At 37.9% G+C, this 25901-nt stretch carries 22 protein-coding genes and 1 pseudogene; 4 read left to right on the top strand and 19 right to left on the bottom strand.

What is annotated here, in order from left to right; translation table 11 throughout:
* Positions 1-41 precede the first annotated feature (41 nt).
* From QUF99_RS08060 to QUF99_RS08035, 6 genes and pseudogenes are all read right to left on the bottom strand, one after another.
* Positions 42-650, bottom strand: a pseudogene (locus QUF99_RS08060) (IS1595 family transposase); the annotation flags it as partial.
* 569 nt (positions 651-1219) lie between these two features.
* Complete coding sequence (locus tag QUF99_RS08055; protein WP_289369381.1) at positions 1220-1342, bottom strand: YjcZ family sporulation protein; 123 nt, start codon at positions 1340-1342, stop codon at positions 1220-1222.
* Between the two features lie 322 nt (positions 1343-1664).
* Positions 1665-2714, bottom strand: a complete 1050-nt coding sequence (locus QUF99_RS08050) for a M42 family metallopeptidase (protein WP_289369380.1) — start codon at positions 2712-2714, stop codon at positions 1665-1667.
* Between the two features lie 99 nt (positions 2715-2813).
* A complete protein-coding gene (locus tag QUF99_RS08045; RefSeq protein ID WP_289369379.1) occupies positions 2814-3140 on the bottom strand; it encodes a nucleoside triphosphate pyrophosphohydrolase in 327 nt (108 codons plus the stop codon).
* A 210-nt stretch (positions 3141-3350) separates the two neighbouring features.
* Positions 3351-4139, bottom strand: coding sequence for an enoyl-CoA hydratase (locus QUF99_RS08040; RefSeq protein WP_289369378.1), 789 nt, complete (start codon positions 4137-4139; stop codon positions 3351-3353).
* A 276-nt stretch (positions 4140-4415) separates the two neighbouring features.
* The gene (locus QUF99_RS08035; protein WP_289369377.1) at positions 4416-5888 is read right to left on the bottom strand and encodes a SulP family inorganic anion transporter; all 1473 of its coding nucleotides are present in this window, start codon (positions 5886-5888) and stop codon (positions 4416-4418) included.
* A gap of 234 nt (positions 5889-6122) precedes the next feature.
* Between QUF99_RS08035 and QUF99_RS08030 the strand changes: the two genes are divergently transcribed.
* Positions 6123-6593, top strand: a complete 471-nt coding sequence (locus tag QUF99_RS08030; RefSeq protein ID WP_289369376.1) for a hypothetical protein — start codon at positions 6123-6125, stop codon at positions 6591-6593.
* Between the two features lie 36 nt (positions 6594-6629).
* Here the strand turns inward: QUF99_RS08030 and QUF99_RS08025 are convergent, their stop codons facing one another.
* From QUF99_RS08025 to QUF99_RS08015, 3 genes are all read right to left on the bottom strand, one after another.
* Complete coding sequence (locus QUF99_RS08025; protein WP_289369375.1) at positions 6630-8186, bottom strand: fatty acid--CoA ligase; 1557 nt, start codon at positions 8184-8186, stop codon at positions 6630-6632.
* Between the two features lie 230 nt (positions 8187-8416).
* Positions 8417-9907, bottom strand: coding sequence for a coproporphyrinogen III oxidase (locus tag QUF99_RS08020; RefSeq protein ID WP_289369374.1), 1491 nt, complete (start codon positions 9905-9907; stop codon positions 8417-8419).
* A 390-nt stretch (positions 9908-10297) separates the two neighbouring features.
* Positions 10298-11170, bottom strand: coding sequence for a Cof-type HAD-IIB family hydrolase (locus QUF99_RS08015; protein WP_289369373.1), 873 nt, complete (start codon positions 11168-11170; stop codon positions 10298-10300).
* Between the two features lie 132 nt (positions 11171-11302).
* Between QUF99_RS08015 and QUF99_RS08010 the strand changes: the two genes are divergently transcribed.
* Positions 11303-11917, top strand: a complete 615-nt coding sequence (locus tag QUF99_RS08010; RefSeq protein WP_289369372.1) for a DNA-3-methyladenine glycosylase — start codon at positions 11303-11305, stop codon at positions 11915-11917.
* Between the two features lie 25 nt (positions 11918-11942).
* On the opposite strand, the gene budA is transcribed toward QUF99_RS08010, so the two are convergent.
* The 4 genes from budA to QUF99_RS07990 form a co-directional block, all read right to left on the bottom strand.
* Entirely contained in the window at positions 11943-12701 is a 759-nt protein-coding gene (budA, locus tag QUF99_RS08005) for an acetolactate decarboxylase (protein ID WP_289369371.1), read from the bottom strand.
* A gap of 21 nt (positions 12702-12722) precedes the next feature.
* Positions 12723-14411, bottom strand: coding sequence for an acetolactate synthase AlsS (gene alsS, locus QUF99_RS08000; RefSeq protein ID WP_289369370.1), 1689 nt, complete (start codon positions 14409-14411; stop codon positions 12723-12725).
* Between the two features lie 268 nt (positions 14412-14679).
* Positions 14680-15036 (bottom strand): YlbF/YmcA family competence regulator, encoded by a 357-nt coding sequence (locus QUF99_RS07995; RefSeq protein WP_289369369.1) that lies wholly within the window; start codon positions 15034-15036, stop codon positions 14680-14682.
* Positions 15037-15381: 345 nt separating this feature from the next.
* Complete coding sequence (locus QUF99_RS07990; protein WP_289369368.1) at positions 15382-16518, bottom strand: DUF445 domain-containing protein; 1137 nt, start codon at positions 16516-16518, stop codon at positions 15382-15384.
* A gap of 349 nt (positions 16519-16867) precedes the next feature.
* On the opposite strand from QUF99_RS07990, the gene QUF99_RS07985 reads away from it, so the two are divergent.
* Complete coding sequence (locus tag QUF99_RS07985) at positions 16868-18259, top strand: YheC/YheD family endospore coat-associated protein (protein WP_289369367.1); 1392 nt, start codon at positions 16868-16870, stop codon at positions 18257-18259.
* Positions 18260-18275: 16 nt separating this feature from the next.
* Here the strand turns inward: QUF99_RS07985 and QUF99_RS07980 are convergent, their stop codons facing one another.
* The gene (locus tag QUF99_RS07980; RefSeq protein WP_289369366.1) at positions 18276-18521 is read right to left on the bottom strand and encodes a hypothetical protein; all 246 of its coding nucleotides are present in this window, start codon (positions 18519-18521) and stop codon (positions 18276-18278) included.
* Positions 18522-18870: 349 nt separating this feature from the next.
* Here QUF99_RS07980 and QUF99_RS07975 point away from each other — a divergent pair, with 349 nt between their 5' ends.
* Positions 18871-19074: an alpha/beta-type small acid-soluble spore protein gene (locus QUF99_RS07975; protein WP_289369365.1), complete on the top strand. Its 204-nt coding sequence runs from the start codon at positions 18871-18873 to the stop codon at positions 19072-19074.
* A 44-nt stretch (positions 19075-19118) separates the two neighbouring features.
* Here the strand turns inward: QUF99_RS07975 and QUF99_RS07970 are convergent, their stop codons facing one another.
* From QUF99_RS07970 to QUF99_RS07950, 5 genes are all read right to left on the bottom strand, one after another.
* Entirely contained in the window at positions 19119-19853 is a 735-nt protein-coding gene (locus tag QUF99_RS07970; RefSeq protein ID WP_289369364.1) for an amino acid ABC transporter ATP-binding protein, read from the bottom strand.
* A gap of 31 nt (positions 19854-19884) precedes the next feature.
* Positions 19885-20586: an amino acid ABC transporter permease gene (locus QUF99_RS07965; RefSeq protein ID WP_289369363.1), complete on the bottom strand. Its 702-nt coding sequence runs from the start codon at positions 20584-20586 to the stop codon at positions 19885-19887.
* Positions 20573-21370, bottom strand: a complete 798-nt coding sequence (locus QUF99_RS07960) for an amino acid ABC transporter substrate-binding protein (protein ID WP_289369362.1) — start codon at positions 21368-21370, stop codon at positions 20573-20575. The genes QUF99_RS07965 and QUF99_RS07960 overlap by 14 nt, the downstream gene beginning before the upstream one ends.
* Positions 21371-21649: 279 nt before the next feature.
* Positions 21650-23650, bottom strand: coding sequence for an ABC transporter ATP-binding protein (locus tag QUF99_RS07955; protein ID WP_289369361.1), 2001 nt, complete (start codon positions 23648-23650; stop codon positions 21650-21652).
* Entirely contained in the window at positions 23647-25401 is a 1755-nt protein-coding gene (locus QUF99_RS07950; protein WP_289369360.1) for an ABC transporter ATP-binding protein, read from the bottom strand. Before QUF99_RS07950 ends, QUF99_RS07955 begins: the two co-directional genes overlap by 4 nt.
* Positions 25402-25901: the final 500 nt, after the last annotated feature.

Below are 25901 nucleotides of genomic sequence, written 5' to 3'. Positions count from 1 at the left end.
CTGATATTTCGACCTCAATCGACTCTTAGTTGGGGTCTTTTTTATGCACTTCTCAACATCTCAACTATTGTACAATTTGATTTCTGACACGCTGAAATAAGCATTTGTTCTACTCGTTTATCAAATGCTAAATTCTTCCCTAATTCAAGCCAACGGAACCAATAGAGATAGTTATCTAAATAATAGGTTCCAACTCCTTGGAACCGTTCCATCCAACTTTTCAAGCGATTGTGGAAATTGTTGACGTGTTGAATATGATAAATCCCTTTCTTAACACGCTGTTTTTGGCGTTCATTGACGGTTTCGTGTAATAATCCCTTCAATTTGGCAAACTTCTTATAGTTCGTTGCTGTATCGGTGCATAACAAAGCAGACGGGTGAATAAACTTACCTATCACAGTGTCGATTTCTTCGGCTTTTACACGCCCTGTTCCTGCTTTTCGAGCAATCATATTACCATTTCTATCTTGTGCCACTACAACAGCAATTTTAAGATTTGAAATACCTCTTTTCTTGTCCTTTTCTCCACGTTTTTTGGCTTTTCTATGAGTAATTTCACGATGACTTTTCAAAGACTCACGAAAGAAGGTTTCGTCACTTTCTACGATACCTTCTAATTGATTGAAACCAAGACTTCCTAATGATATCAATCTTTATACAGTTTAGTTAGAAAGCAACACTCTATACGAAAACAGCCTTTACCAAAGACAAAAAACACTCAAATGAGTGCTTTTTGTTGAGAGCTCATGACCTTGGGAGAATCATGATTTGAGTCAAAAGATTTGATTAGGGGTAAATCAAGAAACAAGAAAGCCTCTTCATAAACAACGTTATCATTAATGGGATATATAGTAAATTGATAATATTTATACGGAAAATTGCTAATGTTTAGTATAGATATTTTTCACTATGGTTATAGAGAAAACTCTTTTTTTAGTGGGATAATACTATAAAACTGCGTATACAGAAAACAATCATTATGTGTATATAAATCCATTTTGATTTTTCGACATATAGCCGCGGCTATGGATAACAAAAGGTGACCTGCACTCGTTTTCTCTCTTTGTTTTCACTGTGTCTGGGGCAGGAAAAGGATCTGACCGCTTCTATGCATGGTCGGATGCTCTCTCCCGCCTAAAAAGAAGGGTTTTATGTCGGTTTTTTAATTTGTATTTATATATACAAAAAAAACACTCGAAATGAGTGCCTTTTTTCTTGGTTAGTATCCGACTCCACCGCCGCCGCCCCAACAACTACATCCAATAATAACTAACAGGATGAATAGCACGATCAGTAAAGCGAATCCTCCACCGAAGCCACCACAACCAGCTCCATGACCCATATTATTCCCGCCCTTTCGTAAGAAGATAAAACCTGTGAGTAATTGACTGTTTAACGGATTTACATTACTTTATGTTTTTCAATGAGAAGTGAGCAAGTCCTTTAGAAAATAAAAAAGACGGGGTTAATCCGCCTTTTTTACTGTTGTTATTTGCTTTATTGATTTCAATATATGGTTCTGGTGCAAAAACCTCAGGAAAATTACAATGAATCCTTAAATCTTGGACATACTGATACTATTAATCTAAAAAGGAGAGTGATCAGTATGTAAATACCAATCACTCTCCTCGCTCATCATTCTATACTAAAACACGATTCATCTATTATTCTTCAATTAATGCAGACAATACATACGCAAATACAAGCGCCTCTGTATGCGCAATTGAAGTCTCATGTGTACGCTCAAATGCATGAGAAGAATCAATGCCTGCACCGATTAGTCCGTGTTTCACATCCACGCCAGCACGAATTGCTGCGGATGCATCGGATCCGTAGTATGGGTAAATGTCTACTTTGTATTCAATGTTGTTTGCTTTCGCAAGTTCAACTAAATGTTTGCGTAAACCATAGTGATATGGACCGCTAGAGTCTTTCGCACAGATGGATACTGTGTACTCATCTGATGCTTGTCCGTCTCCAAGTGCTCCCATATCAACTGCGATGTATTCTACCGTTTCTTCTGGGATATTAGAGTTACCACCATAACCAATTTCTTCATTGTTAGAGATTAAGAAATGCGTTGTATATGGCAATGTGATGTTTTCATCTTGTAATCTTTTAATCAGTTTAAGTAAGATTGCCACACTTACTTTGTCATCTAGATGACGCGATTTTATGTAGCCGCTCTCTGTAATTTGAACGCGCGGGTCAAAGGATACGAAGTCTCCTACTTCAATGCCTAACTTACGAACATCATCTACTGAGAATACTCGCTCATCCAGACGCACTTCAATATTTTTCTCATCACGTTTCGCCTCTCCTGCGTCTTTATAAACATGGACGGATGTTTGATGCATTAAGATTGTGCCTGTATATGTTTTTCCGCCAGATGTTTCGATTTCACAATATTCTCCTTCAACAGAGTTCCAGCGAAATCCACCGATCATCGATAAACGTAAACGACCATCCTCTTTAATTTCTTTTACCATTGCACCTAACGTATCAACGTGAGCAGTTAATAGACGGTGCTGCGCGTCGTTCTTTCCTTTTAATGTAAGGATTAAACCGCCTTTATTGTTACGCTTCGTTTCTACATTCCATTCTTTTACGTAGTTTTCAATGAAGTTAATGATTTTCGTTGTATTTCCAGACGGACTTGGAATGGAAACAAGCTGCCTAATCAGTTCCATCGTTTCTTTTGCATGATGTGCCAATGTAGTTCCCCCCACTTTATTTTTCTAATATTCAGTATACCGAAATTATCACAAAACCTCCACTTATAACGATGGAGGTTTTGTATACAATCTATCAATCTATTCCTCAGAAACATCCATTAAGTAGATCCCTCTTTGAAATCCACCTCTGTCTGCTTCTTTTTGTTTGCGGATACGCTCTACATCAGCAAATGTCGCACCTTCTGCACGTGCGAGTGACATGATGACTTCAAGTGCATCTGCAAGGGAATCTAACGCATGCTCACGGTCTTTCATAGAAGCGAACTCACGAATTTCTTCCGTTCCGATTTTTGATAACGCTTGTATGTATGCTTGACCCGTTAGTTTTTTCGATGTATATGTTTTTCCAGACAATAAAATCTTTTCTGGAACACGATCTCTGACTAGCTTATTATAAGTTGACATAGTCCTACCTCCACCAAAATATCATACTTATACTATAGCATATCTTCTTTTCATATTTAGTAGCATCCTATCTCTGCTTTATAGAATAACCACTGCTTCCTCACACATGCACTGATCATCAATATAATTCTTTTATTCGCTTTCTTCATTTCCTCCCTCTTTATCTAAAAAAGTGCTAACACGTATGATCGTGTTAACACTCTCTTCCTATTATTCCCCTTTAAACGCCGGCAGACGCTTCTCTAAAAATGCAGTAATTCCCTCTTTATGATCAGCTGTTTTTCTCATCGCAAATTGTCCGCGTTTTTCAAGCTGCAACGTTTGCTCTAAATTAGAACGATTGACTTCGCATAGTATTTGTTTCGTTTGAATCATCGCTTGAATTGGCTTTTGTAACCATTCATTGATTTTCTGTTTTACAGCACCTTGGAAGTTTTCAGCGATTACTTCGTCAATTAAACCGAGCTCTAGTGCTTCGCTTGCAGAAAGCTTCTTCCCTTCCCAAATGAGTTGTTTCGCCTTATTTTCACCGAGGCGTTTTTGTAAGAAGTAATGACCACCACCATCTGGAATTAAAGCGATTCCAATAAAGTTCATCGCAATGATAGATGAGCTGTCTGCCAACACATAATCAGCCGTTAAAGCGATGCTCAGGCCAAGTCCTGCTGTCGGGCCATGAATCGCACTAATAACAAGCTTCGGCATCGTATATAATGTCACAACAATTTCAGAAATGGTGTTCATAATGCCATCAAAGCGGCTTTCATCATTGCTGGAAAGCATCGATTTAATATCCCCACCTGCAGAAAAGCCACGACCATTCCCGCACAATACAACAACATGTACGGAGCTTTCTGCTACTTCTTTCAGTTTTGTTAATAGTTCTTGCATTGTAGGTTCATCTAACGCATTTAACACCTCTGGACGATTAATCATAATCGTCGCTACTCGCCCTTCATATTGTACAACTACAGATTCTGTTTTACTTGTTACTTCCATTATATATTCCTCTCCCTCTTCTAAAGATTATACTTATATAATTAAAGAAAGGGGTTACAAAATCCTTCTTTTTTCTTAATTTTCTGTCTAATAAACTCAAAAACGTGTATATTCCCTTGTACAAAGCTCATTATAGCGAAAGAAGAAATTGTTAACTTAAGCGATGAATAAGTAAGGATGAAAAAGCGCCTTCTTTTCAGAATGACGCTTTATAGTATATTAAGATTTTATCCCGCATAAACGGGCAGTATTACTCCCACTGATTAAAGTCTCACCTTATTGTTCTTTCACCATTTGTAACTTTTCACGCTGTCCCTCATTTGCCAAAGTAAGAAGCGTCTTTTTAATATGCGGCTGTACATGTTCGAGTGTTACACTTGTCCCAGCTTTCTCTGAATGATCGACAAAGTTTAGCAATGCCATTGCTCCTGAAGCATCCATATAATGTACATCCTTCAAACGCAATGTCAGATGCGATTTTGCTTCTTGTAGTGAAGCAAAAATACGATCGACAGATAAAAAGGAAAGCGGTCCTTGAATGACATACGTTGCATCTTTTTCTTTTATAATAGAAGCTTTTCGTTCTTTACACTGCACAACATATAAGACGAAGGAAAGAAGAATTCCAAATGCAACAGCAATCATTAAATCAAATTTCACCGTAATAATCATTGTTAAAAGCATCACAATCACATCACCTTTTGGAGCCACATGCATTTTCTTCATGCTGTCCCAATCAAACATTCCGATACCTGTTAAAATTAAAATACCTGACAATACTGCAAGTGGAATATATTGTACAACAGCGCTCAGTCCCATAATAAAGACAAATAAAATGACACTATGCATAGAAGCTGATAATGCTGTTTTTCCGCCGCTTTTTATATTCACGATCGATCTTACTGTTGCACCTGCACCTGCTAAACCTCCAAACAAGCCGCTAACAATATTCCCTAACCCTTGACCAATGAGCTCTTTATTACTTTTATGACGTGTGCCTGTTACATTATCCATAACAACGGATGTTAACAAAGAGTCAATGGAGCCTAATAATGCGATGCTAAGCGCCGGGAGGATGAGTTCAAGTACAGAATATCCGCTAAAAGTTGGGAGATGAAGAGAAGGCATCGCTTCCGGGATTTCTCCAATTTTTCCAATCATTTTATTAAGAGAAATCGTTCCCATAAACGGTAACTGAATGGTAAGCCCCTCTAGTAAATGAGAAAATAATGGTAATGCAGCCGTCACCCCAACTAGTGCAACAAGGCTCGCTGGAATCGCCTTAATCCATTTTCCTGAAATAAGCATAACGATGATTGTTAAAAGAACAAGTAAAAAGCTATTCTTTACATGCTTCATTTCACCTAAAATAATAATGAGTGCAATCCCGTTCATAAATCCCGAAACAACGGAATACGGAATATAGCGTATATAAGACCCTAGCTTACATACCCCAAATAAGATTTGAAACAAGCCAGCCATCATAAATGCGATAAAGCTCGCTTCTAATCCATGACTTGCGATAATACCTGTTGCAATGACAGTGATTGGACCCGTTGGACCGGTTACTTGCCCTGCTGTACCACCAAATAACGCTGCAAATAGTCCTGCAAAAATGGCACCATACAATCCAACCAAAGCACCTTCAGACGTTCCCGTGGCCGCAATCCCAAATGCAATTGCGAGTGGCAATGCGACAATCGCAACTGTAAAACCAGCTAAACATTCTTTTGCTATCTTTTGCATCATAAAAAAAACCACCTCTATATAATGTCCAAACCTCATTGTATCGAGAAAATATGCGTTCGTCACCGCTTTTCCATATAAACTCTTTACAGTATCGTGAAGAAAACGCGTTCATATAAAAAAATACTTCTCTCATAAGATACACTTTCTAAAACTGATTACATATCTATCTTTGGAAATATAGTTGACTGTGCTATAATGAACAAATTAAATCTCTTACTATATATCGGAGGCAATATGCTAACTTTTGAAGAAAAATTAACGATTATCGAATCTTTCCCACAATTAGAAAGAAAAAACGTATCATTAAAACGTGTAAACTTTCACTTTGAAGAAAGTCGCTCAGATAAAAAGAACGTTGTGTATCATTTACATCCGAATGGAAATGGCTTCGTATATGCTAGCGGAATTCGCGGCTATAAAACCGATGATAAAGGTATGGTCAACATCCGCGAATTTTCAGCAGACGAACTACGTTCATTAATTGAAAAATCCATCGAGCTTCTTTCTCAAGAACCACAAGAAGAAGTAGCACCAATTGAACCTGCTGTAGAAGAAGAGTGGCATAATGAAGATGGACATATCCTCACTCTTATTCGAGAAGATGATATGTGGAATGTATACGCTGGTGTAAACCTAGACGGTACATTTAATTCTTATCCAGAAGCTGCAGAGTATCTTGATGAAGAAGGATTCTCACGCAAGTAAAAAAAATGCCTTTCCAAATTTGGAAAGGCATTTTTTTTATTGTTTAGCACCTTTTAATGACTCTCTAAGCACAAATTTCTGTAGCTTCCCACTCGCATTACGAGGAAGTTCATCTGCAAATACGTAGTGGCGTGGTCGTTTATAGTCAGCTAATTCATCACTTTCTTTACAATATTTTTCTAAATCTGCCGCCGTAATATGCTCATCTTTTTTAACTACTACCGCAACAACACGTTCACCCCATAGTTCATCCGGCTCGCCAAGTACCGCAACGTCTAGTATGCCGTCATGACTATGTAAGAAATCTTCAATTTCACGCGGATAAATGTTCACCCCGCCACTAATAACCATATCATCAACGCGATCTGCTACATATAAATAACCATCTTTGTCAAAATAACCGAGATCCCCCGAGTGGTACCACCCTTTATACATAGACTTTACTGTCGCTTCTTCACGATTGTGATACCCTGCCATCATGGTTGGTCCACGTAAAATAATTTCTCCCACTTCATATGGAGGCAGTACATCATCCGGCTCTGCCGGTCCCTCTTCATTTGGTTTTACAATACGAATTTCATGACTAAAGCAAGGCGTTCCAGCTGAACCAGCTTTCGTAATTTGATCTTCTTCTACTAAGAATGCAACAACCGGACCCATCTCTGTCATTCCATAAATTTGAACAAGATCAATATGCAGACGCTCTTTACATTCTTTCACAAGCGCTGGGGCCATCGCCGCTCCGCCATATACTCCAATTTTCATAGACCGTAATTCATATTGTGACAAATCTTCTTGCAACATCATATTCCACATCGTTGGCGCCGCAAAAAATGTTGTAATCTTTTCCTTTTGAATTGTATGTAACACCTGCTTTGTATCAAAGTGGTGTAAAATTACATTTTTCCCGCCAACTTGAATCCGTGGTATAATACCAGCATTTAATTCACCGCAATGATATAACGGTGCTACTACAAGACCAATACTGTCACGGTTATATTTTAAGAAATATGTGCAAATCATACTATGTTCAGCCATGTCACGATGACGATGTAGCACTCCTTTTGGATGACCCGTCGTGCCGCTTGTATAGAGCATCGAACAATAGTCCATTTCTTCAATTTCAATGTCTACCGGTTCAGACGATGCAGCATTTACCTTTTCATGATAGGAAGTAGCATAGGAAGGGGCATCATCTTCAATATACCAAAAAGAACTGTTTGGGAAATCTCGTTCAATCGCTGCAACTACCTGCTCGACACCTTTTTCAAATACAACAACTTTGGAGGAGGCGTCTTGTAGAATGTAAGTTACTTCTTTTGCTTTTAAGCGGAAATTAATTGGATTGAATATCGCACCGATTTTGGCGCAAGCCAAGTAAACGTTTACAAATTCATGACAGTTGTATAAATAAGCAGACACACAATCCCCTTTTCTCACGCCTTCTGCTAACAGTGCCTGTGCGGTTTTATTAACTTGTTCATCCCATTGTTTATATGTCCATCGAATATTCTTTTCTGGTTCGACCAATGCTTCTTTACTTGGATACTTCCCTACCGTTAAATCAAAAATTCTTCCAATGGTCATATACATATCAAAATATACCCCCTTAAATCTTTCATAAATCTATCATTTCGTGCATAAGCAGACATCTTCCTGCATATTTTTACCTTCATTTTCTGATTATTCTCGACACTGTTTTACAAATACAGTGAAACTTTCATCCGTAGGGGGTGATTCGTTAAACCAATCGAGCATCAACGAAATAAAAAAAGAGACTGATACCTAAAAGCCCACTATACGTGGACTTTTAGGTCAGCCTCTTAGGAGAATAACTCTTTTAAAATCTCGAGCTTATCTTCTGTATATTTCATATAACCATCATTATATGATTTCGGATCTTTCGGGTTTGCAAAGTGTGTAATCGCACCTGTTTGCGGATGAACAAATTTACTAGATGCACCACAGCCAAGACCGATGATGGATTGTACTTCTTCCATAATTACGATATTATAAATACTTTCTTGCGATGGCACCGCGTAGCCAACGTTTTCTAAGTTACCTAAAATGTTCTTTTGGCGATATAGGTAATATGGCACGTAATTGTGATTCTTCGTCCACTCTTCCGCTTCATGCATCATCGCTGTAATTTCTTCGCGGCCTGCCACTTTATATTTACGCTTATTCTGCGTCATTTCAGAAGCACGTTTGAATGATAGCGTATGAACTGTTAACGATTCTGGCATTAACTTTTCTGTTTCATCTAACGTATGTTTAAAGATGTCTAGACCTTCACCAGGAAGACCAATAATTAAGTCCATATTAATATTGTTCATGCCCATTTCACGAGCAAGATGGTATTTCTCAATCGTTTCTTCCACCGTATGATGACGTCCGATTGCTTTCAATGTTTCTTGATGATAAGACTGCGGATTAATACTGATGCGGTCAATATTCCATTTGTTTAACACTTCCAGTTTTGCTGGTGTGATTGTATCCGGACGACCCGCCTCAACTGTTACTTCACGCACCTCTTTCACATCAGGGAACGATTGATACATTTCTTCATACAACATATCCATCTCTTCTGCTGTAATACTTGTCGGGGTACCGCCGCCGTAATAAATCGTTGTAACTTTTACCCCTTTTTCCTTTAAAAACTTACCTATTTCACGAACTTCATAGTGCAAACCGCCTAAGAAAGAATCAACAGATCCTTGGCGTCCATTAATTGCATAAGCCGGGAATGTACAATACGCACACTTTGTCGGACAAAACGGAATACCGATATAAATACTCACTTCTTCTTTCAAACGATATAAATCTGGAACAACCGCTAATTGACAGTCTACAATACGCTGTAGAAGTTCAATTTTTTCTTCATGAATTAAATAACTTTCACGAAGCTCTTTATGCGCTTCTTCTTTTGTCATACCATTTTGCAGCATTTTGTGAAGAAGTTTTGTTGGACGCACTCCTGTTAAAATACCCCAACTTTGCTCAAGTCCTGTTAGCTGCTGCAGAACAGATAGGTACACATAAGAAACAACATGCTTTACTTGTTTCATACGTTCTTTTTCTTCTGTAAAGAAAGATAAATCTTTCGAAAACGTTTCTTCATATACATTTCCAGTTGCAACATCTGTTAAACGAGCAGACGCTGTTACATTTCCTTCTACATGTATATCAACAATAAGATTTGCGTCTTCTTTTTCAAATCCTATCGTACTTTCTTCAAAAAATAAGCCGCTAATATTTTGCAGCGGGCGTAAAAAACGATCATCTTGTAACGTTTTAATTGAAATTAACAACACTTATCACCTTTTCATTTGTAAACTCTCTTTAGTTTACTTGAAGGGCGTTTACAGGTCAATACAGAAGCTTTTACCTCATTTTTCCCGAAGAAAAGTAGTGAAATTTTTGTAATCTCAAAACTTACGATTAACTTTCTGATCCTATATAAAACCCTTCTTTTTAGGTGGGAGAGAGCATCCGGCCATGCATAGAAGCGGTCAGATCCTTTTCCTGCCCAGACATAGTGAAAACAAAGAGAGAAAATGAGTGCAGGTCACCTTTTGTTATCCATAGCCGCGGCTTATATGTCGAAAAATCAAAATGGATTTATATATCGATTATGCGATAATTCATTCATAAAAAAACATCTCCGAGAAGTAGCTATCAGGCCACTTCTCGGAGATACTCTTTCACCATTTATTAACCTGCGAGTGATTTTTGAGAAATGGCAGTGGAAATTGCTTTCGAAAATGTTCTTTAATCATATACTCTACTCCATTTTCACTATTGGAACGCGTAATCCAGTCCGCTGCTTTTTTCAATTCAACTGGTGCATCTCCCATTGCAACTCCTAATCCCACACTTTCAATGACATCTAGATCTTCTAAGCTATCACCAATTGCTACCATTTCATTTAACTCTATTCCAAGGTGCTCTCCTAGTAATTGTAAACCTCTTAATTTCGATACATGCGGCGGAAGAATTTCTACTTTTCCCCCATCGCATTCTATATATTCTGCATCTTCAAACGCTTTACGCAATGTTTTAAGCGCTCGTTCTTTTTCTCCTCTGCTTGTAAAGACAACGTCAATCTTTGGAGCAGCAACAGGTTGATCACGGAGTGTGTCACCTAATGAATCCACAAATTGAACAGGATAAAAAAGCGGATCTGTACTTGATAATACAGTGCGTGCAATTAAGTTTGATGTATTGCGCTCACGGTTACCAATAGAAAAGCGTTCATGTGAAATACGGATATTACACTCAAAATGTTCAAGTACTTGCACCATATTAAATGTTTTTTCTTCAGATAATCGTTTTTGGATGAACGGTTTATCTAATGAAGCGGAAATAAAGGAACCGCTATGCGTAACTAATATCGAATCTAGCTTTAACGATTTTGCTATTTTATGAGCAGATTGAAAGTTACGACTTGTAAACAGCGTAACGTATACGCCTTTTCGTTTCACAAAATCAATGGCTTCTCGTGTCCCTTTTGGTATCTTTCCATTTTTCTGCAGTAATGTTCCATCTATATTAAGAGCCAATAAGCGATAAATCATGTCGCGCTCCCTCCTCTTAGCTGCTTTTACTCTATCCATAATTTATGAAATTAAATTGTTAATTAGAACGAGTTGGAATCTCTGTGAAAAATTTGATTTAATGTGTATATCAGCTGCAAAGGAGATACCAGTATGAAAGCACCCCTATCTTTTTATGAAGGCGATACATTAGAAATTGCCAAAAGGTTACTGGGTCATAAACTTGTTCATATCGTAGATGGTATAGAGCGAAGTGGAATGATTGTAGAAGTAGAAGCATATAAAGGTCCCGATGATAAAGCTGCACATAGCTATGGCGGAAGACGTACAGATCGCACAGAAGTTATGTTTGGTGCACCTGGACATGCTTATGTGTACCTTATTTACGGTATGTATCATTGCTTCAATATCATCACGGCCCCAATTGGTATTCCGCAAGGCGTACTTATTCGCGCATTGGAACCAGCACAAGGTATTGAAGAAATGAAGGTTGCACGCTACGGTAAAACTGAGATAACAAAAGCACAATATAAAAATGTAACGAACGGACCTGGGAAGCTCTGCCGTGCAATGGGCATTACTTTAGAACAAAGGGGCTTATCACTGCAAGGTGATGAACTATATGTTGAGCTTGTTCCAGAAGAAGAGCATTTATCTTCTCGATATGAAATTGTCTCTGGGCCACGCATTAATATTGACTATGCGGAAGAAGCTGTTCATTATCCATGGCGCTTTTATTTCAAGCAGCATCCGTTCGTTTCCAAATAAAAAAGAAGCCAAATTGGCTTCTTTTTTACTCTGCACCTTCTGCAGTTGCAATATCATTTTCTAAGTTTTCTCTTGATAAATCAGCTGCCATAAAATCAGCTGTTTCTGGAAGCGCTAAATGCAAATGCGCTTTTTGACAAATCTGAATCGTACAGTTTTCAACGACGAAGTCAAAAACATGTCCGCCTCCGCTACGCCCATCATCAATATAATGTAAATGATAACCAGCTACTCCAATACCTTGCGCATAATCGGGTGTCCAAAATCCTGCCATTGTTCCTTTTGTGTCCGAGAAAGAAAAAATCGGCTGTGATTTTGTCACTTCTACAAGTGGTGCATATGGTTTTTGTTGGCGTGGAACTGTTCTTGTTCGCACTTCCCGGAATGTCCCATCCATGCGAATACCATAAAATAAATTTTTACTTGGCATTAACTCCTGTAATAAAGCTTCCACTTCTTCACGATTCATTGGACGATCAATCGTATAACTCATTTCTTTTTCAAAAAACGTTACAGTTGAAAATGGAGTTGTTTCATCTGGCTCTACTATTTCTGCCGAACCATCGGAACGCAAATGATAAAACTCCCCATCAAAGGCAATCATTTCACCATCTAATCGATCAAACGTACCGATGCCAAAATCACCATGTTTTTTTAATTGGTCAAAGTTGATAACTCCATCATATATACCATCTAATAAAGCAAGCATCGTCGATATTTGATACACTTCATTTTGAACTTTATTTTTTTTAGCATCTATTTCTAATAATTGTGCAACGCTCATGTATGTTCTACTCCTTTACCATTAGTTTAATTGGTTTGGCAGTAATTTCTCGCTTAATTTAATGTTATCGCGGTAATCAATTGGAATATCCACGATAACAGGTCCTTCTGCTTTCATCGCTTCTTGTAATACAGCTTCTAATTCTTCTGGCTGATTGACACGAAGGCCAGTAGCACCAAAGCTTTCTGCAAACTTCACAATATCAACGTCACCAAACTCTGTACCTGATGTTCTGCCATATTTCATCATTTGCTGGAACGCAACCATATCATACGTGCTATCTCTCCAAACAAGATGAACAATTGGGGATTGCAAACGTACCGCTGTTTCTAGTTCCATTGCAGAGAATAAGAAACCACCGTCTCCGGAAACCGAAACAACCTTTTTACCTGGTTCAACTAATGTCGCTGCAATTGCCCAAGGAAGTGCAACACCTAATGTCTGCATACCATTGCTAAACAATAACCGACGTGGCTCATAAGAACGGAAGCATCTGGCCATCCAAATATAATGTGAACCGATGTCACAAGTAACCGTTGTTTCATCGTCAATTAACGAACGTAGTGTACGAATCACTTGTAATGGATGTACAAGACCTTTCGGGTCACGTTTTGGTAATTCCGCTTGCTCTGTCAATTTCCCGCGCAAACGATCTAAGATGGCTTCTGAGTTTGTTGACAGTACGAGTTTCGGTAATTGGTTAGCAATACTATTCACAGTTAATGCAATATCGCCAATTAATTCGCAATTTGGTTGATAGTCATGATCGATATCTGCTTGATGATCATCAAGATGAATAATCGTTCTATCTCCAAGTTTATTCCAGAATTTTGGATCATACTCAATTGGATCATAACCAATGGATAGAACAAGGTCAGCTTCTTCTAATAAAATATCGCCTGGTTGGTTACGGAACAATCCAACACGTCCAAAGAAATGATCTTCTAACTCACGTGAAATAGCTCCTGCCGCTTGATATGTTTCAACAACTGGCAATTGTGTATCAGAAATTAATTCACGAACTGCTTTTGTTACTTCATTCGTACTTGCTCTCATACCAAGCAAGATAACTGGTAATTTCGCTGCTTTTATTTTTTCTACAACCATTTCAATTTGATGTATGGGAGCGATACCAAGCTGTGGCTTAGAAAGCGCACCAATGGATGAGACTGTTGTTTCAGCAGTCATAACATCTTGCGGAAGACTAACGAGTGCTGCTCCTGGATGAGTGGAAGTTGCATGGCGAAATGCATTTGTCAATGCTTCTGGCACATTATCAGGATGCTCTACTTCTACACTATATTTTGTGATTGGTTCGAATAATGCAGCGTTATCCATGGATTGATGTGTACGTTTTAAACGGTCTGTACGTGGCACTGCACCTGCTAAAGCAACAACGGGATCACTCTCTGCATTTGCAGTAACAAGACCTGTTGCAAGATTCGATGCTCCTGGACCTGATGTAACAAGACACACGCCTGGTTTCCCTGTTAATCTTCCGACAGCCGCTGCCATAAATGCTGCATTTTGCTCGTGACGACAAACGACTAACTCTGGTCCACGTTCTTGTAATACATCAAATACAGAGTCGATTTTTGCACCTGGAATACCGAAAACATGTGTGACTCCTTGCTCAATTAAACAATCAACAACAAGGTCGGCTCCTTTCGTAGTTGTTTTCACGTTGTTTGCTTGTACTTTTGTGCTCAAACTAATCATCCCTTTATGTCAAAGTCGTGTACAATAAAGCTGGTTATACTGTAAATTTTTAGGCGTATTACACCTTGTTAATTATTATATTATAAATGCATTATATTTCAAACAATATGAATTTGACATTATTTTAACAATATAAAATGAAAACCTTTACATTATTTTTATTATTTTAGAATAATATTCAGTACGGATTTTTTCATTTGCTGAACATCTTTTTTCATACAAAAAGACGTTTCCTCTTTATGAGGAAACGCCTGTTTTATTAAGCTTGCATATATGCACTATATAATTCTTCAAGTGGCTTCATGATAATTTTGTTAATGTCGCCGATTACAACATTTAAACGTTGCTCTGCTTCCATTAATCTTACGATTTTTGGATTTTGTTGAATAATCGCTACAACTTCTTGTGCTTTTTTGTTATCTTCTTCTGTGATTTCTTCACCTTGCATCATTTTTTGTTGTAAGCCCATTTGCATTACACGGAAATGGTCGAATAATTGTTTTGAATCCGCATCTCCTTGTACTTCTGCATAGCTTGCTTTTAAAGCTTGGAAATCTGCATTTTCTGTAATCGCTGTTTGTAATTCATATGCAACATCATGAATATTCTTCGTCATTTTATATTTCCTCCTTTAGTGGGCTAGAGCTATCATGCACTCTGTGCAACCCTTTGGGTACTTTTTGATATGTACCTTCTTACAATATCAAACTATGCATGAGATGTGAAGAAATTTCACTTTCTTTATATCTTACCGTAGAATAGAATATATATAAATCCATTTTGATTTTTCGACATATAGCCGCGGCTATGGATAACAAAAGGTGACCTGCACCTCTTTGTTTTCACTTGGCATGGGGCAGGAAAAGGATCTGACCGCTTCTATGCATGGCCGGATGCTCTCTCCCACCTAAAAGAAGGGTTTTATGTCGGTTTTTTAATTTGTATTTATATAGCACAAAAGTTAGGATAGGAAAAGTAATAACACACCTTGTACAAGCCCAATTGTCCCTCCTAATAACGCTCCTAAATATGTAATCATCTTCAGTTCACTCTTCGTAATCGATAACACAAGATCTTCTAATCGTTCTGTTGAAAATGTAGATACTTCTTGTTGCACAATCTCCGCTAAATGTAAGCGCTCTAGAACATTCCCCACATTGCTTATGCCCCATTTCAAGCCTTTTTGCACTAGCTTCGGAATCATATTTTGGACAATTTCTTCTCGCACAGGCTCACAAGCTTTTCGAACAGATTGATTCAAAAAAGCACCTACTGTTTCTTCGACTTTTATCGTAGATATCATTGTTTGTATAACCGCCTCTTTTGATACAAAAGACTCCAGTTCTTTCACTTCTCGCTCTTTCCATTTCTCCCATTCTTTTTGCAACACATCGTTTAACAACTGCTTCGTTCCGTCTTGTTGTAGAAACTTAATAACTTCTGGCTGCAGACGATCCACTAGACTTACATTCCCTAAAAACATACCGACTAAATTTAATAACGTACCTCGTGAAGCAAAAAAGTCATCGATCATTTTTGAAAGATGTTGTTTTCCTTCTGCACTTTCAAAAAATTCAATTCCTTTTTTCACAACGAAAGAGGCTATCCTTGGAATGGTTTGCTCCACTTTTTCATGAACCGAAATGGGAAGAGCTTGTTCCCATGTATATGTATAATATTGCGATAAGAATACATCAATCTTTTCCGCAATGATTCTTTCAATTTGTTGGACCGCACGACTCTCCGCATATCCCATTTCCCATTTTTCTAATACGTCCCGTAATGTTTGCTCATTCATGAAAAACTTGTCCACTTCTGTTTGTGTCCAGCTCATCAGTTCCCGCTGGAAGTCTTCATTTGTTAATTTCTTTTCTATCCCTTCCGGTGTTAACAAATGATCGACAACCATTTTCCCTAATTGAACTGCTAATTCATCACGACGTTTCGGAATCAATCCCGGTGTAAACGGCACTTGAAACTTTCCAATATAAACGGGGCGATGAGGACGAAATAACATTTTAATCGCTAAATGATTCGTAAACCCACCAATCACCGCTCCTATGCCCGTCGTTGTTAATATACTTAACCACATATTCATTACAATACCAACCTTCCATTTCTCCAATATACACACATTTTACTACAATATCAAAATCCATTCATTTTGATTCTCTATATGATCCCGCTCTACAAAATAATTCAATTCTTAATGAGAAGCAAAATAGATAACTGCTAACAGCTTAAAATGATAGAAATTTTACTCCATATCATTTCCAGCGCACGCCCAGCAGAAAATAGCATATCGTTATGCGGACAACAGTATAATGTTATGGAAGTACGTTTGCAATGCATATATAACATAAAACCGCCCATTTGGTAGGATTACAAATCCCATCTAACAACTATACATGTATGTACGATTATCATACAAAGGAGGGAGAACTGTATTGAAAGATCATATTTACACATTACAAATTTCTAAAGATCAGCCGCTATCTCTAACAGTACCCTATATATTTTCTAATACTTCCTCTCTTCAATTTCTTTCTTTTGGAACACGTTATATGGCATGTAAGGATATTCAAATTCGTTACACATATTCTCATGAAATTATAATCGGCGAACAGATTGCGAAAGAGCTTTATCTGCCATTCCCAACTAGCATTCATGCTTTCATTCAAGATCAAACACTTATATTTGGGCCACTGATTGGCATTTTCACAACCGGTTTTACCGAATCAGCATCTGATCCCATTGGAAACCGTTCGATTACACTTGGAGATTTACTGACTCCATCTGAATCGCTATGTCCATTCGTATTTTTATTTGGTGCACAACATATCAATTGGGAAGAAGGAACAATTGAAGGGTACTTTTTCAAGGACGGAAACTGGATACAATGTAACGTCCCTTTCCCAAATGTCATTTATGACCGATTACCCAACCGCCAAGCAGAGCTTTACAAACCAATTTCTCGGATTAAAAAGCGATTGCAAACAGAATATACGATTCCATGGTTTAACCCAGGGTTTTTTAATAAATGGGATATACATCAACTTCTCGCAAACGAAAAAACGGTCTCTTCCTTGTTACCAAAAACAGAAATGTTTCGGCATTTCGAGCAAGTAGAACGTTTCTTATCCAAATACAAACATGTTTATATGAAGCCCATACATGGTAGCTTAGGAAAGAACATTTATCAAATTTTCTATTCTCCTACAGAAAACAGCTATTATTGTCGCTACCGCGAAGGTGAGCAAAATAAATTACGAAAGTATTACTCTTTAGAAACGTTAATGAATCATGTGATGCAAGGACATAATTTAAAAACGTTTATTGTCCAACAAGGAATTTCATTAATGCGTGTTAACGGGCAACCTGTTGATTTTCGGATTCATACAAACAAAAATCGCTTTGGTGCTTGGACAGTCAGTGCCATCGTTGCTAAAATTGCGGGAAAAGGAAGTATGACAACTCATATTAATAACGGAGGAGAAATAAAGATACTCCAAGAAATTTTCCCAAACGCAACAGACCGCATTCGGCATACAAATCAATTAACAGCTGCTGCACTACAGCTCAGTACCATGTTAGATCAGAGAATCGAGGGCTTTATTGGAGAAATTGGATTTGATATCGGATTTGATAAAGAAGGTCAAATTTGGTTATTTGAAGCAAATTCTAAGCCAGGAAGAGCTGTGTTTCAATGTGAAACATTACAAGAAAGCAGCCAGCTGACGAGACAATTATTTTATGAATATGCGATGCACTTAACAGAATGCTCTTTCAAACGTCCTGAAGAACTGTTTCAAGAAGATGAAACTTCCACCTTACCTTAGAGGTGGAAGTTTTACGTTACACAAGCTTCACTGTTATTTCCGTTTGTTCTCCACACGCCCCGCAATAAAAAAAGTGAATGCAATATCGCTGAGAATTGTTTGATGTTAAACCGTCTACTGCTGTTAATAAATCTTGATCCATATATGCGTTATAAGCGTCTAAATAATCCACAACTTTACCGTAATCTTGGAGTATACTCGTACAAGCTTGACAAGTATATGTTTGATTTCCCAGTGCATTACAAAGCGGACACATCGCCATCTACATTCCTCCAAACACAATTCACTGTATACCGTATAAAAGTTCTAAAAAACAAAGAAGATAAGTGGTGAATGAAACACCACACTGATAGAAGTTTCACTTGATATTCACGATTAGTGTAGCCTTCTTTTACAAAAATACAACGATACCTCACTTTTTCATTTTGTTCTCTCTAAGTTGTTTTTTACAAAATTTACAAATTTAAATTTTGCATATCTCTCTACGTATCATCCATACTATGAATACATTCACCTCAAACGATGGATTAGCGCCAAACGGGGCGATTCTGGTTCAAATCCAGCTAGTCCAACCAAAAAAATCTCTTATACTCTAAGGAGGATATATTCCTATGGCAAACCAAAGTTCTTACAATCAATTAGTAGTACCAGGTGCAACAGCTGCAATCGATCAAATGAAATTCGAAATCGCACAAGAATTTGGTGTACAATTAGGAGCAGATTCTACAGCTCGTGCAAACGGTTCTGTTGGTGGAGAAATTACAAAACGTTTAGTAGCAATGGCTGAACAAAGCCTTGGCGGATACCAAAAATAAATATATATGGCAAAAAAGGTCTCAAGCATTCGCTTGAGACCTTTCTATTGAAGCATTTGTAAAAACTTCTTCGTCCGCTCTTCTTTTGGAGTTGTAAACACTTCTTCTGGTGTGCCTTGTTCTACGACAACACCACCATCCATAAAGATAACGCGGTTTGCAATTTGATGGGCAAAGCGCATTTCATGCGTTACGATGACCATCGTCATTCCTTCTTTCGCAAGTTCTTTCATCACCTTTAACACTTCTTGCACAAGCTCAGGATCTAGTGCTGAAGTTGGCTCATCGAATAATAGAACTTGCGGCTCCATCGCAAGCGCACGGGCAATCCCAACGCGTTGCTGTTGTCCACCTGAAAGCTGAAATGGATATAAATCCAATTTATCTCCTAGTCCAACTTTTTCAAGGACGGATGTCGCCTTTTTCTTTGCTTCTTCTTTTCCCATCTTTTTCACTGTAACAAGCCCTTCCATTACATTTTGAACGGCTGTTAAGTGAGGAAATAAATTATGATGCTGGAATACCATACCTGTTTGTGTACGAAGTTTTACAATATCGTTCTTCGTTATTTTTTTAGAGAAATCCAGTTCTTCATCACCGATGCAGACGATGCCAGCATTCGGTGTTTCTAGCACATTGAGGCAACGTAAAAATGTTGTTTTACCAGACCCAGATGGTCCGATAATTACGACAACCTCACCTTTATCTACTGATACATCTATCTGCTTTAGTACGGTATTATCACCGAAACTCTTTTGTAAATGTTGAATTGAAATCATAAAAACAAAAACTCCTTTTGTAAAAGGATAATTATTTTAGCGTATAACGTTCTGAACGCTTTTCTAATATTTGCTGAACAATAGAAAGTAAGAAACAAATCACCCAATAAATGAGGCCCGCTTCAAAATAAACAATTAAAAATTCATAATTCATTGCTGCAATTTCCTGTGCTTTTCGGAACATATCTGTTACTAAAATTAAAGATGCTAATGAAGTGTCTTTAATTAAACTAATAAATGTATTCGAAAGTGGCGGAATCGATACACGTGTTGCTTGTGGTAAAATGATGCGCTTTAATGCTTGAGGATACGTCATCCCTATTGTATACGCTGCCTCCCATTGCCCTTTCGGAATCGATAGGATAGCCGCACGAATAATTTCAGATGCATACGCACCAACATTTAATGAAAATCCAATAACAGCTGCTGTGAATGGTTCAATCTCAATATGCAGTGTTGGAAGTCCATAGAAAATAATAAACAGTTGTACAAGAAGTGGTGTTCCGCGAATAATAGATACATAGATACGAGCGATCCATTGTAAAATGCGACTACTTGAAATACGTCCTAAAGCTGTAAGCGTCGCTAATATAAGACCAAGGATAAATGTAATAAGCGCTAATGGAATTGTCGTGAAAAGAGCTTCCTTCAGCATAGGCATGAAGGAAGTTTGCATAATATCTACCCAAACCGATAATCGATCTGCACTGATAATTGCACTACTTAGATACATCTTCACCAAACCATTTTTTCGCTATTTTGTCGTACGTACCATCTTTTTTCATATCCTCTAACGCTTTATCCACCTCTTGTACAAGCTTATCGCTACCTTTTCGGAATAAGAAGCCACTTTGTGCTGCTTCTTTTTCTGTAGCAACAATTTTAATATTCGCATCTTTTTTCGTTTGTAAATAGTTTAATACTGATAAACGATCATTGATTGTGAAATCAACACGCCCTGTATTAAGTAGTTCTACTGCTTGGCTAAAGCCTTCTACACCAGTGATTTCCGCACCATTTTTCTTTGCAAGATCAGCGTAGTTACTAGTTAAAGATTGTGCTGCTTTTAAGCCTTTTACATCTGTAAATGAAGCTGGCTTATCTTTATCCTTTGCAACTACAAGAGCTGCTGAAGAAGAAATATATGGTTTAGAGAAATCATATTTCTTTTGACGATCTTCACGAATCCCAACTTCATTTGCAACCATATCAAAACGTTTTGCATCAAGTCCTGCAAGTAAGCTGTCCCATTGTGTTTCTTTAAACACTGGTTTCACACCTAATCGTTTTGCAACTTCTTCTGTTAACTCAACATCAAATCCAGTTAATTTTCCACTCTCATCATGGAATGTAAACGGTGGGTATGTACCTTCTGTACCAACAACGATTTCACCGCTTTGTTTTATTTTTTGCAATGCATCTTGACTCGCTGTATCTTTTTTCTCTTCTTTGCCGCAGCCCGCTACAATACCGACCGCAAGCGTGGCTACTGCAAGCACTGAAAATAATTTTTTCATGATATTAATCCTCCAAGTATTCTGATAGGAATTTAAAAGCTATATTGATTGTATGCAATCTTGAATCATTTTTCAATGAAAATGTTCGTCATTAGTGTATCCTTTTTCTTCATAATCAAACAAAAGGGTGTAAAATCATAACATACAAAAAATAAGTAACATTTTTTAATATAGCATTTATAAAGAAAAAGGTAAAACAATACTGCCTTACCTTTACAAAAAAGGAACTTGCTAAACAAAGCAAGTTCCTTTAAGAGTTCCCTGAACATTTAATGAAGATTATGCACTTTGACTTCCTTCGATCTGTGTTTTATACATTTCGTAATAACGACCCTTTTTCTGCATTAATTCTTCGTGTGATCCTTTTTCAAGAATGGTCCCCCGGTCAAGAACAATAATTTGATCGGCACTCTTAATCGTTGAAAGGCGGTGGGCAATGATGAATGTTGTTCTTCCTTTCTTTACAACCTCCAATGCTTGTTGGATCATCGCTTCTGTCTCTGTATCAATACTTGACGTCGCTTCATCTAAAATTAAAATAGCCGGGTCGAATGCTAAAGCTCGTGCAAATGATATAAGCTGTCGTTCTCCAGTAGAAAGTGTATTCCCTTTTTCGGTAACTTCCTCTTCTATATGATTTGCAAATCGCTCTGCTCCCACATCATGAAGCGCTTTTACAATTCTATCTTTCGAAATTTTCGGATGTTCTAGACTCACGTTCGATGCAACCGTCCCTGTAAATAAGAACGGATCTTGCAATACAATTCCCATATGCTCGCGCAGCGCTTGCTTTGGCATATCTTTTACATCACGCCCATCGATTGTAAGTTTTCCTTTTTGGAATTCATAAAACTGAAAGAGCACGTTCATAATCGAGCTTTTTCCTGATCCAGTATGACCGACCAGTGCAACTGTCTCTCCCTTTTTCGCTTCAAAAGAAATGTTTTTTAACACTTCGTCTTTTCCATTATAAGAGAAGGAAACATCATCAAATCGAACATGACCTCTAAGACGTGGTATATGTTCTTCTTGCACAGCTTCTCCTGTTTCATCCAACAGCTCAAATACGCGCTCTGATGCAACGCGTGCTTGCTCTAAGTTTGCAAGCTGATTCACCATATTCGTAATCGGTGAGAAGAGTCGTGTTAAATAATCCACAAAGGCATATAACACCCCTAAAGAAATAAGGCCTGTAGCGCTTAAAGAAGCACCGCCAAAATACCAAATCACCGCTGTAAAAGCAATATTACGAAGCACCCCTACTAAATTGTGTGATGTTGCTGCATTTAAGTTTAAAATTTTGTTTTGATACTTATAGTAGTCTTCATTTAATTCCTCAAACTCTTGTTTTGTCGCGCGCTCTTGCCGAAATGCTTGAATAATTGGCATCCCTTGAATTGATTCATTCACTGTACCATTAATATCTGATAAACGAGAACGCATTTTATGATTGTATACAGAAGCATACTTTCTATATACAATAGCCCACACAATTAAAATTGGCACAATGAGTAAACACATGAGCGCCAGCTTTATATCAAGCAAAAATAAAGCAGCGAAAATCCCGATAATGTAAATAAAACTAGAAATAAATGTTGCTAAAACCGTTACATATAACTCCCGAATTGCCTCTGTATCATTCGTTACACGCGATACAATTTTCCCCGCCGGTAAATGGTCAAAATAACGAATCGGCAATGTTTGAATATGTGAAAACACATCTTCACGCATAATTTGAATAATTTTATTAGATGCTTTCTGTAAATAAAACTGCTTACCATATGCAAATAATGACACAATCAATAATAAGGCAAAGTAACCTCCGCCGAGCAGGAGTAACCTTTTTATCTCCGGTTCATAAAACGAATACACTTCCGCCCCTGTTAACATTTTTGCTTTATACACTTGCGTTGCTTCTCCGCTTTGAACGGTAATAATATCCCCTTTTATAGAACGTGCTCCTTCAAAGGAAAGCTTATTTGGGACAAAATAATACTTAAAGCCAATTTGTACCACTCGAACTTCCTTTCCTTTTTGTTCTCCTTTTTCAAAACGATCACTTCGCTTATACCAAGTACCATTATAAGAAACGGCATCTTCACCTTTCACCGTTTCATGCCATGGTTTCTCTATTCCGACAATATGATTATCGATCATCGTCTTCGCAACAAATGGGCCTGCAAGCTCAGCAATAACGAAAACCAACAACATAGCAAGTGCAGCAATAATGGTTGTTTTTACTTTCATTGCATATTGAAATAACCTTTTTCCGACACTCATATTTTCACCTCACCCTCTATACTTTCTCCTTGCTGTCTTTCGAATTGTTCTGCATACCAACCCTCTTCATGAACGAGCCTGTCATGTGTTCCCTCTTCGATAATCTCACCATTATCCATAACGAGAATCCAATCGGCATGCTGCACTGCAGATAGACGATGCGTTGTAATAATCGTTGTTTTCCCGCTCCGTTCTCTTCTTATATTTTCAATAATTGCCGCTTCTGTACGAGCATCAACAGCAGATAAAGAATCATCTAAAATTAATATTTCTGGATTTTGAATCACTGCGCGTGCAATCGAAATCCGCTGCTTCTGCCCACCGGATAAAGAAACACCCTTTTCCCCCACAAGCGTCTCTAATCCTTCTGCAAGAAACTCTAAATCTTTTTTAAACGCAGCAATTTCAATTGCCTTTTGAAGTTCTTCCCTACTTGCCTCTCTGTTCCCAAATAAAATATTTTCACGCGCTGTTTTCGAAAATAGAATATGTTCTTGCGGTACATATCCAACCCAGCCCAGTACATGATCAATTGGGATTTCACCTAGTGCGACACCCGATACCTTAATTTCTCCTGTTCCAAGCGGGTATTGGCGAAGAAGTTGACGAACAAGTGTCGTTTTACCACTTCCGGTTTTCCCAACGATTCCAAGTGTCTCTCCCTGCTTTAATGAAAAAGAAATATTTTTCAGATTGAGCTCTGACGATGTTGGATATGAAAAAGATACCTCATTAAAATCAACATATTCCGGCTTATATACATGCGCTCGGTTTTTCACATTTTTCACATCAGGCTCATATGCTAATGTTTCATTTACACGATCAAGCGAGGCATTCCCGCGCTGCATCACATTAATTAATTCACCGATGGCAAACATCGGCCAAATCATCATCCCAAGATAGATGTTAAAGGAAACAAGTTCTCCCAGTGTAATTTTCATTTGAAACACTAAAAATGCTCCGTATACTAAACCAATTAAATAACTAAGTCCAACAAGCATTTTGACTGTCGGCTGAAACAGTGCATCAATTTTTGCCACTTTCATATTTTTCTCGTACACATCTGTTCCTAAGTGATGAAACCTTTGTTCATCAGCTTTTTCCTGTACATATGCACGGATTACACGAACACCTGCAATCGACTCGAGTACTTTATCATTCATATCCCCAAAAGCATCTTGGGCAATCGTAAAGCGTTCGTGTAATTTCTTCCCATATATATTCATGGCATACGCCATAATTGGGAGCGGTAAGAGCGCAGCAATCGTCAGTTGCCAACTAATTGAAAATCCCATCATGAACACAATCGTCAACATATATAAACTGGAATCAACAAGTGTCAATATACCAAACCCTGCAGTCATGGCAATCGCTTTTAAATCATTTGTAGCCCGTGCCATTAAATCACCGGTACGATTCTTGTGATAAAAAGTTGGCGTCATTTTCAGCAAGTGCCCCATAAACTTGGAACGCATCGTTTTTTCAAGTACAAATGCCCCGCCAAATAATTGATGTTGCCATACATAGGTGAGCGCATATCCTCCTATCGTTACCCCAAACAGGATCCAAACATAATTCATAATCACCGTACTCGTTAAAACTCCTGTCTTTATATCATCAATGGCTAAGCCGAGTACCTTTGGGGGAACAACTTCAATTACATTTACAATTAAAAGCGCTCCAATCGCTATACTATACCTTTTCCATTGTGCTTTAAAAAACCAAGTTAGCTTTTGTAATACTGAAAACAATATAATCTCTCCCTTCCAAATCTCGTTTTATCCCATTTCCATTATCCGGTATCAAAAGCCCCTGCTTTTACATTTCGAAGACCGTATTGTTTCATCATTTTTCCTTCCTTTCTATATTCGATGTAGTATGAAAACCATACAAAAAGCATGGAAACACCCAAAAAAGGGACAAAAAAACGCATACCGCCGCTTGACGATATGCGAAAAACGCATAAAAGCGTACGTTACGATATACGCAACGTACGCTTTTTCAAAAAACAAAAAAGCTCTATCTTTCCGTACAGGTTGCGTAATGATATGGATATTTCACTCCAGGTAATATAGCTAAGCCAGTCAAATTTACAACTACAATCATTACGCACACCTCCTTGTTTTTATTTTCCATTTTTTATTTTATAACTTTAGAGACTTTTCTGTCAATTATTTTTTTAACAATTGTATCAAGTGAAACTTTAATCAGTAGGGGGTTCTCCATACCCCACTGATTATTAGCCCTCACC

It is taken from the genome of Bacillus sp. DX4.1 (assembly GCF_030348195.1).
In the GTDB taxonomy this organism is placed as follows: domain Bacteria; phylum Bacillota; class Bacilli; order Bacillales; family Bacillaceae_G; genus Bacillus_A.
This window is presented reverse-complemented; position numbering and strand designations above follow the sequence as displayed.

Coding starts and splice junctions, on each gene's coding strand:
- QUF99_RS08030 (WP_289369376.1), top strand. CDS start 6,123: ATGCTAACTTTTGAAGAAAAATTAACGATTATCGAATCTTTCCCACAA.
- QUF99_RS08035 (WP_289369377.1), bottom strand. CDS start 5,888: ATGATGCAAAAGATAGCAAAAGAATGTTTAGCTGGTTTTACAGTTGCG.
- QUF99_RS08015 (WP_289369373.1), bottom strand. CDS start 11,170: ATGATTTATCGCTTATTGGCTCTTAATATAGATGGAACATTACTGCAG.
- QUF99_RS07965 (WP_289369363.1), bottom strand. CDS start 20,586: ATGTATCTAAGTAGTGCAATTATCAGTGCAGATCGATTATCGGTTTGG.
- QUF99_RS07975 (WP_289369365.1), top strand. CDS start 18,871: ATGGCAAACCAAAGTTCTTACAATCAATTAGTAGTACCAGGTGCAACA.
- QUF99_RS08040 (WP_289369378.1), bottom strand. CDS start 4,139: ATGGAAGTAACAAGTAAAACAGAATCTGTAGTTGTACAATATGAAGGG.
- QUF99_RS07995 (WP_289369369.1), bottom strand. CDS start 15,036: ATGACGAAGAATATTCATGATGTTGCATATGAATTACAAACAGCGATT.
- QUF99_RS07960 (WP_289369362.1), bottom strand. CDS start 21,370: ATGAAAAAATTATTTTCAGTGCTTGCAGTAGCCACGCTTGCGGTCGGT.
- QUF99_RS07980 (WP_289369366.1), bottom strand. CDS start 18,521: ATGGCGATGTGTCCGCTTTGTAATGCACTGGGAAATCAAACATATACT.
- QUF99_RS07990 (WP_289369368.1), bottom strand. CDS start 16,518: ATGAATATGTGGTTAAGTATATTAACAACGACGGGCATAGGAGCGGTG.
- QUF99_RS07955 (WP_289369361.1), bottom strand. CDS start 23,650: ATGAGTGTCGGAAAAAGGTTATTTCAATATGCAATGAAAGTAAAAACA.
- QUF99_RS08010 (WP_289369372.1), top strand. CDS start 11,303: ATGAAAGCACCCCTATCTTTTTATGAAGGCGATACATTAGAAATTGCC.
- budA (WP_289369371.1), bottom strand. CDS start 12,701: ATGAGCGTTGCACAATTATTAGAAATAGATGCTAAAAAAAATAAAGTT.
- QUF99_RS08025 (WP_289369375.1), bottom strand. CDS start 8,186: ATGTATATGACCATTGGAAGAATTTTTGATTTAACGGTAGGGAAGTAT.
- QUF99_RS08055 (WP_289369381.1), bottom strand. CDS start 1,342: ATGGGTCATGGAGCTGGTTGTGGTGGCTTCGGTGGAGGATTCGCTTTA.
- QUF99_RS08045 (WP_289369379.1), bottom strand. CDS start 3,140: ATGTCAACTTATAATAAGCTAGTCAGAGATCGTGTTCCAGAAAAGATT.
- QUF99_RS07970 (WP_289369364.1), bottom strand. CDS start 19,853: ATGATTTCAATTCAACATTTACAAAAGAGTTTCGGTGATAATACCGTA.